The organism is Pseudomonas tremae (assembly GCF_001401155.1).
GTDB classification, from domain to species: domain Bacteria; phylum Pseudomonadota; class Gammaproteobacteria; order Pseudomonadales; family Pseudomonadaceae; genus Aquipseudomonas; species Aquipseudomonas tremae.
The window spans coordinates 12193-24946 of the sequence record NZ_LJRO01000486.1 but is presented as its reverse complement, the minus strand read 5'-3'; the positions used below and the strand labels follow the sequence as shown (position 1 = coordinate 24946).

Genomic DNA, 12754 nt, shown 5'->3' with positions numbered 1-12754 from the left:
CTGAGAGGTCGAGTCCGGCGCAGATTCCGCGGTAAGCCCTGCTGGCAAGGCTCACGACGGGCACTGCGTCGTGGTTTCTCTTGTTGTCTTAGCGTTTCTTGCGATTCTGAATATGGATGGCACCGCCATTCACAGCCAGTGCAGCTTCGTGCAGCGCTTCGGACAACGTCGGGTGCGAGAAGACCATCATGCCGATATCTTCTGCACTGGTGCCGAACTCCATAGCGATTGCGCCTTGCTGTACCAGCTCTGCAGCACTCGGGCCAATAACGTGAACACCCAATACGCGATCGGTCTTGGCGTCGGCAATGATCTTGACGAAGCCACCGGTGTCGTTGGCAGCCATGGCACGGCCACTGGCTGCGAACGGGAACGTACCGACATTGACTTCAACGCCTTCGGCCTTGAGAGTCTGTTCGGTCTTGCCGACCCAGGCGATTTCCGGGTGGGTGTAGATAACCGATGGGACCAGGTTGTAGTTCATCTGAGCCTTGTGGCCCTTGATGCGCTCGACAACCATGATGCCTTCTTCCGAAGCCTTGTGGGCCAGCATCAGGCCACGTACCACGTCACCGATGGCGTAAACGCCGGGAACGCTGGTGGTGCAGTAGTCATCGACGTAGATGAAACCGCGTTCGTCCAGATCGACGCCGCTGTCCGAAGCCAGCAAGTCGGTGGTAACAGGGCGACGGCCTACCGCTACGATCAGACGATCAAAGGTGATCGACTGCTCGCCTGCGGCGTCGGTGTAGCTGACAACCACTTCTTCGCCATTGACCTTGGAGCCAGTCACGCGAGCGCCCAGCTTGATATCCAGACCCTGCTTGGTGAAGGTTTTCAGTGCTTCCTTGGAAACAGCTTCGTCGGCGGCAGGGATGAACTTGTCCAGTGCTTCCAGGACAGTGACCTGAGCGCCGAGGCGAGCCCAGACCGAACCCAGTTCCAGACCGATCACGCCCGCGCCGATAACGCCCAGACGCTGCGGAACCTGTTGAAACTCCAGTGCGCCGGTCGAATCGACGATGACTTTCTGGTCAACCGGAGCTGGCGGAATGTCGATAGGACGCGAGCCCGAAGCGAGGATCACGTGGTCCGCTTCGATGATTTCAACAGTGCCGTCGGCAGCTGTCAGTTCGACTTTCTTGCCGGCCAGCAATTTGCCATGACCTTGCAGGGTGGTCACACCGTTGGCTTTGAACAGGCTGGCAACGCCGCCGGTCAGGCCTTTTACGATGGTCGACTTGCGACCGATCATGGCCGGTACGTCGATGGCCACTTCGGATGTGGAAATGCCGTGTACCGCGAAGCCATTCTTGGCTTCGTAGAATTTCCAGGAGCTGTCGAGCAGCGCCTTGGATGGAATGCAACCAACGTTCAGGCAGGTACCACCGAGGGCCAGTTTGCCCTCCTTGTCCTGATATTTCTCGATGCAGGCAGTCTTGAGACCAAGTTGCGCTGCCTTGATGGCGGCAACATAGCCGCCAGGGCCTGCGCCAATCACTACCACGTCGAATTTCTGGGACATAACAAAGAGTTCCTCTTTAGCTGCAAGCTTTTAGCTGCAAGCTGCAAGTCAGTCCGCGTTTTAACGCGAGGCCGACTTGCGACCTATTGATTAGGTAAAACACATCGGCCCCGAGTGCACGTCCTTTTGCTTCTGGCTTGAAGCATAAAACCTGCGACTCGAGGCTGCCTCATCAGATATCCAGCAACAGACGAGCTGGATCTTCCAGCAGGTTCTTGATGGTAACGAGGAAAGTTACTGCTTCTTTACCATCGATCAAACGGTGATCGTAAGACAGCGCCAGATACATCATCGGGCGAATCACAACCTGACCGTTGACTGCCATCGGGCGCTGCAGAATGTTGTGCATGCCCAGAATTGCAGCCTGTGGCGGGTTGACGATCGGCGTCGACATCATCGAACCGAAAGTACCACCGTTGGTGATCGTGAAGGTACCGCCGGTCATCTCGTCGATGGAAAGCTTACCGTCACGGGCTTTTTTACCGAAGGTAGCGATGCCGCCTTCGATTTCAGCCAGGCTCATGTGTTCTGCGTTACGCAGAACCGGCACGACCAGACCGCGATCGCTGGAAACCGCCACGCCGACGTCGGCATAACCGTGGTAGACGATGTCGGAACCGTCGATTGAAGCGTTGACAGCCGGGAAGCGTTTCAGCGCTTCGGTAGCCGCCTTGACGAAGAAGGACATAAAGCCCAGACGTACGCCATTGTGCGACTTCTCGAACAGGTCCTTGTACTTCGAGCGCAGTGCCATGACTTCTGTCATGTCGACTTCGTTGAAGGTAGTCAGCATTGCCATGTTCGACTGGGCTTCGACCAGACGCTTGGCAACCGTTGCACGCACGCGAGTCATCGGCACGCGCTTCTCGGTGCGATCGCCAGCGGCGACGACAGGAGCAGCAGCTGCAGCAGGCTTGGCGGCTGGAGCAGCGGCTGGAGCGGATTTCTTCGCTTCAACGGCAGCAACGACGTCTTCCTTGGTGATACGACCGTCTTTACCGGTGCCTTTCACGCTGGTCAGGTTGATGCCGTTTTCTTCAGCCAGTTGACGCGCAGCAGGCGCGGCAATCGGGTCTTCTTCGCCAGCAGATGCAGCCGGTGCAGCGGCTGGTACCGAAGCAGGCGCAGCAGCAGGTGCCGGAGCAGCAGATGCCGTAGCGCCGTCATTCAATGTCCCGAGCACTTCGTTGGACAGTACGATGGCACCCTCTTCCTTGGTGATCGCGCCCATCACGCCGTCAGCTTCGGCCAACACTTCGAGGACAACCTTGTCAGTCTCGATATCGACCAGCATCTCGTCGCGCTTTACCGCATCACCCTCTTTTTTGTACCACTTGGAAATGGTGCCGTCGGCAACTGATTCCGGGAAAGAGGGGGCTTTGATCTCGATAGCCATTATCTGTAATTCCTTAATTCGGTTTCTAATGCTCGAAGGCGTTAAACAGTGAAGGCATCGCGCAGGAGTTTTTCCTGCTGCTCGGCGTGCATCGAAGCGTAGCCACAGGCTGGCGCAGCGGAGGCATCACGACCGGCGTACTCGAGAACGAGCTCGCGTTTGTGATTGCCCATGCTGCGACGCAGATGGTGCTGGCTGCTGTACCAGGCGCCCTGGTTCATCGGTTCTTCCTGACACCAGACCACGTGCTGCAGATTGGTGTAAGGCGCGATGGTTTCCATCAGGTCATCTTCAGGGAACGGATACAGCTGCTCGAGGCGAACGATAGCGATGTCTTCACGACCTTCGGCACGGCGTTTTTCCAGCAGGTCGTAGTAGACCTTGCCGCTGCACAGCACCAGACGTGTGACCTTCGCAGGATCGAGAGTATCGATTTCCGGAATGACGGTCTGGAACGAGCCTTCGGCCAGATCCTCGAGGGTCGAGACAGCAAGCTTGTGACGCAGCAGCGATTTCGGTGTCAGCACGATCAGCGGCTTGCGCAGCGGACGGATAACCTGACGACGCAGCAGGTGGTAGATCTGCGCCGGAGTCGTCGGTACGCATACCTGAATGTTGTGCTCGGCACACAATTGCAGGTAACGCTCGAGACGTGCCGAAGAGTGCTCTGGCCCCTGCCCTTCATAGCCATGAGGCAAGAGCATGGTCAGGCCGCACAGACGGCCCCACTTGTGCTCGCCGCTGGTAATGAACTGATCGACAACCACCTGGGCACCGTTGGCGAAGTCGCCGAACTGGGCTTCCCAGATAACCAGCGCATCAGGCTGGGTAGTCGAGTAACCGTATTCGAATGCCAGCACAGCCTCTTCCGAAAGGAACGAGTCGTACAGGTCGAAACGCGGCTGGCCGACATACAGATTCTGCAGCGGGATGTAGGTGCCTGCATCTTTCTGGTTGTGCAGAACGGCGTGACGGTGCGAGAACGTACCTCGACCGATATCCTGACCCGTCATGCGGATCGGGTGACCTTCAAACGCCAGCGTGGCGTATGCCATGGTCTCCGCGTAGCCCCAGTTGATCGGCAAGCCACCGGCCTGCATCTTCTGGCGATCTTCGTAGATCTTCTGTACCTGACGCTGCACGACGAAGCCTTCCGGAAGCTCCATCAGCTTGGCCGACAGTTCCTGCAAAGTCTTCAGATCGAAGCGGGTGTCGTGACGCGCAGTCCAGGCGTGGCCCAGATACGGACGCCAGTCGACGAACAATTCCTTGTTCGGCTCCTTGACCAGGCTTTTCACCACGTGCAGGCCGTTGTCCAGCGCGCTGCGGTAGTCATCGACCTTGGCTTGGACACGGGCCTCGTCGAGAACGCCTGTCTTGATCAGATGCTCGGCATACAGTTCACGGGTAGTGCGCTGCTTGGTGATCTGCTGGTACATCAAAGGCTGAGTGCCACTAGGCTCATCAGCTTCGTTGTGACCGCGACGGCGGTAGCAGACCAGATCGATGACGATGTCCCGCTTGAACTGCATGCGGTAGTCGATCGCCAACTGGGTGACGAACATCACGGCTTCCGGATCATCACCATTTACATGGAGGATCGGCGCCTGAATCATCTTGGCAACGTCGGTGGCGTACTCGGTGGAACGCGAGTCCAGCGGGTTGCTGATGGTGAAACCCACCTGGTTGTTGATAACGATGTGGATCGTGCCGCCCGTCTTGAAGCCGCGAGTCTGCGACATCTGGAAGGTTTCCATGACCACGCCCTGACCGGCAAAAGCCGCGTCGCCGTGGAGGGAAATCGGCAGCACCTTGTCGCCATTCGGATCGTTACGACGATCCTGACGCGCACGCACCGACCCTTCGACCACCGGAGAAACGATCTCCAGGTGAGACGGGTTGAATGCCATCGCAAGGTGAACTTCACCGCCTGCGGTCATGACATTGGAAGAAAAGCCCTGGTGATATTTGACGTCACCGGAACCCAGCTCCACTTTCTTTTTGCCTTCGAACTCGTCGAACAGGTCGCGCGGGTTCTTGCCGAAGGTGTTGACCAGCACGTTGAGACGACCACGGTGGGCCATGCCGATGACAACTTCCTTGGTACCGTAGGACCCGGAACGCTGGATAAGCTCGTCGAGCATCGGAATCAGGCTTTCACCGCCTTCCAGACCGAAGCGTTTGGTGCCTGGGTATTTGGTGCCCAGATACTTCTCGAGACCTTCCGCCGCGGTAACGCGCTCAAGCAGATGGCTCTGGATATCGGCCGAGAAAGCCGGACGGCCACGAACACTCTCGAGTCGCTGCATGAACCAGTTGCGCTGCTCGGAATCCACGATGTGCGTGAACTCGGAGCCGATGGTGCGACAATATGTCTGCTGCAACGCTTCGTGAATTTCGCGTAGGCTCGCTTCCTCTTTGCCAATGAACAAGTCACCGGCACGGAAAGTCGTGTCCAGATCGGCATTGGTCAAGCCGTAATGATTGATCGACAGGTCAGCAGGCGCAGGACGCTGCCAAAGGCCCAGCGGATCGAGCTGAGCAGCCTGATGGCCACGCATCCGATAAGCCTGGATCAGTCGCAGCACTTCAACCTGCTTCTTCTCGTGCTCGCTGCTCACACTACCGGCGGAGACCGGCTGAGCGCGGCGCTGGTTTTTGGCCAGCAACACGAAATGATCGCGAATAGTCGAATGCGATACATCGGTGGCAGAGCTGCCGTCTGCTGGCAACTTCTGAAAGTAGGTGCGCCATTCTTCTGGCACAGCGTTAGGGTCGTGCAGGTAGAGCTCATAGAGCTCTTCCACATAGGCAGCGTTACCACCGGATAGGTGGGCACTGTTCCACATGCGCTGCATCACGCTTTCTTGCATGCTTGGTCACCCTCGGTAAGGGGACACCACCGGCGAAGACACCAGAGCAATCCTGAAATAGTCGTGTGCAGCGACCGTATCAAGTCACCAGGGATCACGCAGATAGTCCGGGTACCAGCCCGGATGCCCCTGCTGGTCTCATTTCTTCAAAATAAGAGCCGCAGCTTTGCGAGCTACTGCTCAGGTTAAAACCACGGCGCCGGTTGAAGCCTGCGCCGCGGCCATTTCAGTGCAACGGTGTAACAGATAATGCGATGAATCAGACGCCGTTTTGCAACAACATGTTGCGCACGTGACCGATAGCCTTGGTTGGGTTAAGGCCTTTCGGGCAGACGTTGACGCAGTTCATGATGCCGCGGCAGCGGAATACGCTGAACGGGTCATCAAGCGAAGCCAGACGTTCACTGGTGCGTGTGTCACGGCTGTCAGCCAGAAAACGATAGGCTTGCAGCAGTGCAGCAGGGCCCAGGAACTTGTCGGGGTTCCACCAGAAGGACGGGCACGAAGTCGAGCAGCAAGCGCACAGAATACACTCGTACAGACCGTCGAGCTTCTCGCGCTCTTCCGGAGTTTGCAGACGTTCGATGGCCGGAGCCGGCGTGTCGTTCTGCAGGAACGGCTTCACCTTCTCGTACTGCTTGTAGAAGATGCTCATATCGACGACCAGGTCACGAATGACCGGCAAACCAGGCAGCGGACGTACGATCAGCTTGTTCTTGGCGACAACCGCAGACAGCGGCGTGATGCACGCCAGGCCGTTCTTGCCGTTGATGTTCATGCCATCCGAACCACACACGCCTTCACGGCATGAACGACGGTAAGAAAAGCCTTCGTCCTGTTCCTTGACCAGCGCCAGCACGTCCAGAACCATCAGGTCCTTGCCACCGGTATCGACCTGAAACTCCTGCATGAAGGGTGCAGCGTCCTGATCAGGGTTGTAACGATAAACACTGACTTGCAACATATCGGTCACCCCTTAATAAGTCCGAATCTTGGGCTCAAAAGTCGGAACAGTCTTCGGCGAGAAGTTCACGGCACGCTTGGTTACACGCTTGTCACCCGGGAAATACAGGGTGTGGCACAACCAGTTCTCGTCGTCGCGATCTTCAAAGTCTTCACGGGCGTGAGCGCCGCGGGACTCTTTACGATTCTCTGCGGCAATCGCCGTAGCTTCGGCAACTTCCAGCAGGTTTTGCAGTTCAAGCGCTTCGATACGGGCGGTGTTGAATGCCTGGCTCTTGTCGTTGATCTTGACGTTGGCGATGCGCACGCGCAGGTCAGCCAGCTGAGCAATACCCTTCTGCATGTATTCGCCGGTACGGAACACACCGAAGTAGTTCTGCATGCAGCTCTGCAGCTCTTTACGCAGGGTGGCAACGTCTTCGCCAGTGGTACGCTCGTTCAGGCCGGCAAGACGCGCGAGAGCAGCATCGATGTCGGACTGCGAAGCACGTGCGTATTCAACGCCTTCGCGCAACGCCTGCTCCAGGTGGATACCCGCAGCACGACCGAACACCACCAGGTCGAGCAGCGAGTTGCCGCCCAGGCGGTTTGCGCCGTGTACGGATACGCAAGCCACTTCACCTACGGCGAACAGGCCCGGGATGATCTGGTCGACGCCAGCCGCATCTTGAGTGATTGCTTGACCATGAATGTTGGTAGCAACACCACCCATCATGTAATGGCAGGTTGGAACCACGGGAATCGGAGCAGTTGCAGGGTCGACGTGGGCAAAGGTCTTGGACAGCTCCATGATGCCTGGCAGACGGCTGTGCAGCACTTCCTCGCCCAGGTGATCGAGCTTGAGCATCACGTGGTCGCCATCAGGACCACAGCCGTTACCGGCGATGATTTCCTTGACCATGGAACGCGCGACCACGTCACGACCTGCAAGGTCCTTGGCGTTCGGCGCATAACGCTCCATGAAACGCTCGCCGTGCTTGTTGATCAGGTAACCGCCTTCACCGCGGCAACCTTCTGTGACCAGTACACCTGCGCCGGCGATGCCGGTTGGGTGGAACTGCCACATTTCGATGTCCTGTACCGGCACGCCAGCGCGAAGCGCCATGCCGATACCGTCACCGGTGTTGATCAGGGCATTAGTGGTGGACGAGTAGATGCGACCTGCACCGCCAGTTGCCAGCACGGTAGCGTGGGCACGGATGTAAGAGGTCTCGCCTGTCTCGATGCAGATGGCGATGATGCCGACAAAGTCGCCATTCTGGTTTTTCACCAGATCCACTGCGTAGTATTCATTGAGGAATACTGTGCCAGCCTTGAGGTTGGCCTGATACAGGGTGTGCAGCAGGGCGTGACCGGTACGGTCGGCCGCAGCACAGGTACGGGCAGCCTGACCGCCTTTGCCGAAGTCCTTGGACTGACCGCCGAACGGGCGCTGATAGATGCGGCCCTGCTCGGTACGGGAGAACGGCAGGCCCATGTGCTCGAGCTCGAAGACCGCTTCCGGACCTACGGAACACATGTACTCGATAGCGTCCTGATCACCGATGTAGTCGGAGCCTTTGACGGTATCGTACATGTGCCAGCGCCAGTCATCGTTCGGATCGGCCGAAGCGATTGCGCAGGTGATACCACCCTGAGCGGAAACAGTGTGCGAACGGGTCGGGAAGACCTTGGTGACTACGGCAGTCTTGTGACCACCCTGAGCCAGTTGCAGTGCAGCGCGCATGCCTGCACCGCCGCCACCGATGATGATGGCGTCGAACGAAAGCGCATTAATGTTAGCCATGGATCAGATACCCCAAAGAATCTGCACGCCCCAGACGAAGTAAGCGAACATCAGAACGCCGCATACAGCCTGGAACAGGAAACGTACGGCAGTCGCGGACTTGCCCAGCGCCATCGGCGTCAGGTAGTCGGTCGCGATGGTCCACATGCCGACCCAGGCGTGAGCGCCAAGGGCAACAAGCGCCAGCAGACTGAAGATACGCATTCCGTTGTGTGCGAACAGATCATGCCATTGGGCGTAACTCAGACCCGGATGAAAGACCATGTAGCCGATCAGGAATATGAAATAAGCCGCGAGCACGACGGCGGAGACGCGTTGCGCCATCCAGTCGTAGAGACCCGAACGCGACAGGTTCGTGACGTTGGTTACCATATCCATACTCCCGCCAGAAGAATCAGCACCACGGAAACCGCGATGACGATTTTGGAGCCCAGCTTGCCGCCCTCGAGCGTCTCGCCTACCCCGGAGTCCATGATCAGGTGACGAATACCGGCCACCATGTGGTACAGCAGGGCAGAAAGAAGTCCCCAGATGACCAGCTTGGCCAGCGGACTGGTCATATACGCCTTGACTTCACCGAACCCTTCTTCGGACGCCAGCGACTTGTCCATTGCATACAGCATGATTGCAATACCGACAAAGAGGATGACACCGGAGATGCGGTGAAGGATGGACGTGTAAGCGGTGACTGGGAGCTTGATGGTCCTTAGGTCTAGATTTACAGGTCGTTGGCTATTCACGGCTTTTTTTCACACTGAAGAGCCCCTAACAATCAGGGCAAGTTGTTGGGAAGTGCACTGGTCAGGTACCCACCACCCAGGAAGTGACGACCCCCTTGAAACAGGCCAAAAAGCCTCTGGCGGTCGGACGCCGAGTATAGACAGTTAGGGCGCTAATGACAACGCGCAGACTTACCGCGAATGGCGCATTGCGTTAGCGGGACAAAAGGCGTAAACGGCAGTAAACAGCCGTGAAAAATCCCCGGCTGGCGCCTTGCGGAACATGACTTTAGGCAAATTGACTTTAGAATTTATCTCACTATAGTGATGCGGGCCCTGCGTGGGGGGCCTGTCTGATGATTTGAAGCATAAATAGGAGGCCACATGGCTGACAAAAAAGCGCAGTTGATCATCGAGGGCGCAGCCCCCGTCGAGCTGCCAATTCTGACCGGTACAGTGGGTCCGGACGTGATCGACGTACGCGGACTGACCGCCACCGGCCGCTTCACATTTGACCCTGGCTTCATGTCCACGGCATCTTGCGAGTCGAAGATCACCTACATCGATGGTGACAACGGAATCCTGCTTCACCGCGGCTACCCTATCGAACAACTGGCCGAGCAGTCCGATTACCTCGAAACCTGTTACCTGCTGCTCAACGGCGAATTGCCGACCGCCGAACAAAAAGCCCAGTTTGTGGCCGTGGTCAAGAACCACACGATGGTTCACGAGCAACTCAAGACATTTTTCAACGGCTTCCGCCGCGATGCCCACCCGATGGCCGTCATGTGCGGCGTAGTCGGCGCCCTTTCTGCGTTCTATCACGACTCGCTGGACATCAATAACCCGCAGCACCGCGAAATTTCGGCAGTGCGCCTGGTAGCCAAGATGCCGACCCTTGCAGCGATGGTCTACAAGTACTCCATGGGGCAACCCATGATGTACCCGCGTAACGACCTCAGCTACGCCGAGAATTTCCTGCACATGATGTTCAACACCCCGTGCGAGATCAAACCGATCAGCCCGGTACTGGCCAAGGCGATGGACAAGATCTTCATCCTCCACGCCGATCACGAGCAGAATGCCTCTACCTCCACCGTGCGCATGGCCGGCTCCTCTGGCGCCAACCCGTTCGCTTGCATCGCGGCCGGCATTGCCGCGTTGTGGGGCCCGGCTCACGGCGGCGCCAATGAGGCGGTACTGACCATGCTTGATGAAATTGGCGATGTATCCAACATCGACAAGTTCATTGCCAAGGCCAAGGACAAGAACGACCCGTTCAAGCTCATGGGTTTCGGCCATCGCGTCTACAAGAACCGCGACCCTCGTGCCACAGTGATGAAGCAGACCTGCGACGAAGTCCTGAAGGAACTGGGTATCAAAAACGATCCTCAGCTCGAGCTCGCCATGCGCCTCGAAGAGATCGCCCTCACCGACCCATACTTCATCGAGCGCTCGCTGTACCCGAACGTCGACTTCTACTCGGGCATCATCCTCAAGGCCATCGGCATTCCGACCAGCATGTTCACCGTGATCTTCGCTCTGGCGCGGACCGTCGGCTGGATCTCGCACTGGAAGGAAATGCTCTCCAGCCCTTACAAGATCGGTCGTCCACGCCAGCTTTATACCGGCGACGTGCAACGCGATATCGTCCCGCTGCAAGACCGCAAGTAGGCGTTACCTGCAAAAAACAAAGGGCTGCCAGTGGGCAGCCCTTTTTTTGTATGTATTCTTTTCGTACCGGGCTTTGAATTACTGCGCAGCCCTGTCTCTGAGCGCCTTGAGGGTATTGAACGGCGCATCGACAACGAACTTGTTGGCCAGCATAGATGGCACACTGCCGCCTGGCTCTGTATGCACCTGATAGGTCACTTCAGTCTGCTGAGGGCCTTTAGGGACCATCCTCCAGAAGCCCTTGACCTCCGCGACGCGAACAAAGCCTTTTTCTTCCGGAATATATTTCGGTTGCTCTTCAAGCGTCCGCGTGACACTGCCGTCAGCGCCCTCCAGCGTCGTAACCAGCAAAACCGAATCGCGGGGCGTTACCGGCCAAGGCGTATTGAACTGGCTGTAAGTCCAGGTCTTGTCGCCTTCATGCTTGAGTATCTTCTGCAATTTGCACTCATGAATCCACGCGCAGGCACCCACCACATCCTCCTGAAGTGCACGCAACTTGCCCACACTGGCGTTGATCACCGCAACACCCCGGTAAGCCTTGTAATCAGACCCGGGCACATCACTCAGAGATATCTTGATACCGTCCTCGTCCTTGACGACCTTCCAGTCTTCAGCCTGCGCTACACCCACAAGCATTACAGTCAGACCACAAGCAACAGCCATGCGATACAGCGGACTCATTGTTTTATTCCTTGTTTTGACGTTCCGACAAAGCGCTAGCGCTCACAAAAAACTTTTCAAGCCACGGCAGTCGCTTTTTCCCACCAGCCAATAAGGCGAATGGCGTCCGCCTGATCGATACCGCAGACGTCTTCCGCCGCCTTGAACTGACTGCAGACGGCAGGACGCTCAGGCATCCCGAACAAGGCACATAACAGTTCCACCGACAGGTGCAGACACCGCTCGCCGGCAGGCTTCCCCTGGGGCATACCCGGTATGGGTGACGTGATGGAAGGCGCGATGCAACACGCACCACAATCAGAACGGCAGTCCATGACCCGAAACCCTTATTGGAAATATGAAAAAACAGGAAGGATAGTAACCGCCGAAATGCCGGTTTGAAAACGCCGTATCGGACGATACGCAGGGCTTACTGCTTGAATTTGAAATCCAGTGCTGCGCCTTCAACGTCACGACGGTTGTCGTTACGCATCTGCAGCTGCATCTCATTGGTCAGCAACCGGCCTTCCAGCTCGAAAGGACTGGCGCCAGGAGAGTCACCGAACATCTGCGGCAACAAGGGCTTGGGCTTGCGCTTGCCAGTGATGACTTTGGCTGGCGGCTCAAGCTCTTTGACCAGCTCGGGGGGCAGGCTCAGGTCGAGCCTGGGCGATTTGATTCGCACGTCCTTGGCCTTGGGCTGCTTGCTGGCCTTGCGATTACTGACGGAAGCCTCTCGTTTGGCCACCGCAGCCTTGGCAACGGCAGCTTTCGACGACGGCTTGTCAGCCCCGGAGACAGGCGCTTTGTGGATCTGAGCAGCAGATGGCGCACTGGACTCTTTGCCGACCACCACTGGGACCACAGGGACGCCCGGCATAAGTTCATGCATGGAGTCCGGCACTTTAGGCAATATGGTCTCAGTCACCGACGCAGCAGGCTCAGTATCTTTTTTACTTGCGATCGCTTTGGATGCAGCAGGTGCCGGAGCGGCGGCTTCGGTCTTTGGCTTGGGCACGGGTGGGTCCTGAGCATCGCAACCGCTCAGCAGAACCAGAATGAACAACCCGATACAACGAAACGCATTCATAGGCAGAAATCAGACAAGAAGTGGCAACGCCAAAAAGAAACATATGCTGTCCTTTTGAGGCCACG

11 protein-coding genes are annotated in these 12754 nt (G+C 57.3%); 1 reads left to right on the top strand and 10 read right to left on the bottom strand.

The window, feature by feature from the left end; genetic code table 11:
* Nucleotides 1-88: 88 nt before the first annotated feature.
* From lpdA to sdhC, 7 genes are all read right to left on the bottom strand, one after another.
* Nucleotides 89-1525 (bottom strand): dihydrolipoyl dehydrogenase, encoded by a 1437-nt coding sequence (gene lpdA, locus ALO43_RS26915; RefSeq protein WP_024669577.1) that lies wholly within the window; start codon nt 1523-1525, stop codon nt 89-91.
* 172 nt (nt 1526-1697) lie between these two features.
* Entirely contained in the window at nt 1698-2921 is a 1224-nt protein-coding gene (gene odhB / locus ALO43_RS26910) for a 2-oxoglutarate dehydrogenase complex dihydrolipoyllysine-residue succinyltransferase (RefSeq protein WP_024691093.1), read from the bottom strand.
* Between the two features lie 41 nt (nt 2922-2962).
* Nucleotides 2963-5794: a 2-oxoglutarate dehydrogenase E1 component gene (locus ALO43_RS26905; RefSeq protein WP_005896976.1), complete on the bottom strand. Its 2832-nt coding sequence runs from the start codon at nt 5792-5794 to the stop codon at nt 2963-2965.
* A 259-nt stretch (nt 5795-6053) separates the two neighbouring features.
* Complete coding sequence (locus ALO43_RS26900) at nt 6054-6758, bottom strand: succinate dehydrogenase iron-sulfur subunit (RefSeq protein WP_003316554.1); 705 nt, start codon at nt 6756-6758, stop codon at nt 6054-6056.
* A gap of 12 nt (nt 6759-6770) precedes the next feature.
* Complete coding sequence (sdhA, locus tag ALO43_RS26895; RefSeq protein WP_005896972.1) at nt 6771-8543, bottom strand: succinate dehydrogenase flavoprotein subunit; 1773 nt, start codon at nt 8541-8543, stop codon at nt 6771-6773.
* Nucleotides 8544-8546: 3 nt separating this feature from the next.
* Nucleotides 8547-8915 (bottom strand): succinate dehydrogenase, hydrophobic membrane anchor protein, encoded by a 369-nt coding sequence (gene sdhD / locus ALO43_RS26890; RefSeq protein ID WP_003382006.1) that lies wholly within the window; start codon nt 8913-8915, stop codon nt 8547-8549.
* Nucleotides 8909-9283 (bottom strand): succinate dehydrogenase, cytochrome b556 subunit, encoded by a 375-nt coding sequence (gene sdhC, locus ALO43_RS26885; protein ID WP_024669574.1) that lies wholly within the window; start codon nt 9281-9283, stop codon nt 8909-8911. Before sdhC ends, sdhD begins: the two co-directional genes overlap by 7 nt.
* A gap of 363 nt (nt 9284-9646) precedes the next feature.
* Between sdhC and gltA the strand changes: the two genes are divergently transcribed.
* Nucleotides 9647-10936, top strand: coding sequence for a citrate synthase (gene gltA / locus ALO43_RS26880; RefSeq protein ID WP_005896966.1), 1290 nt, complete (start codon nt 9647-9649; stop codon nt 10934-10936).
* Nucleotides 10937-11014: 78 nt separating this feature from the next.
* Here gltA and ALO43_RS26875 read toward each other — a convergent pair whose 3' ends face one another.
* The 3 genes from ALO43_RS26875 to ALO43_RS26865 form a co-directional block, all read right to left on the bottom strand.
* Nucleotides 11015-11620 (bottom strand): START domain-containing protein, encoded by a 606-nt coding sequence (locus tag ALO43_RS26875; RefSeq protein WP_005896963.1) that lies wholly within the window; start codon nt 11618-11620, stop codon nt 11015-11017.
* A gap of 56 nt (nt 11621-11676) precedes the next feature.
* Nucleotides 11677-11934: a YkgJ family cysteine cluster protein gene (locus ALO43_RS26870; protein ID WP_024669573.1), complete on the bottom strand. Its 258-nt coding sequence runs from the start codon at nt 11932-11934 to the stop codon at nt 11677-11679.
* 95 nt (nt 11935-12029) lie between these two features.
* A complete protein-coding gene (locus ALO43_RS26865) occupies nt 12030-12689 on the bottom strand; it encodes a hypothetical protein (RefSeq protein WP_054998418.1) in 660 nt (219 codons plus the stop codon).
* Nucleotides 12690-12754: the final 65 nt, after the last annotated feature.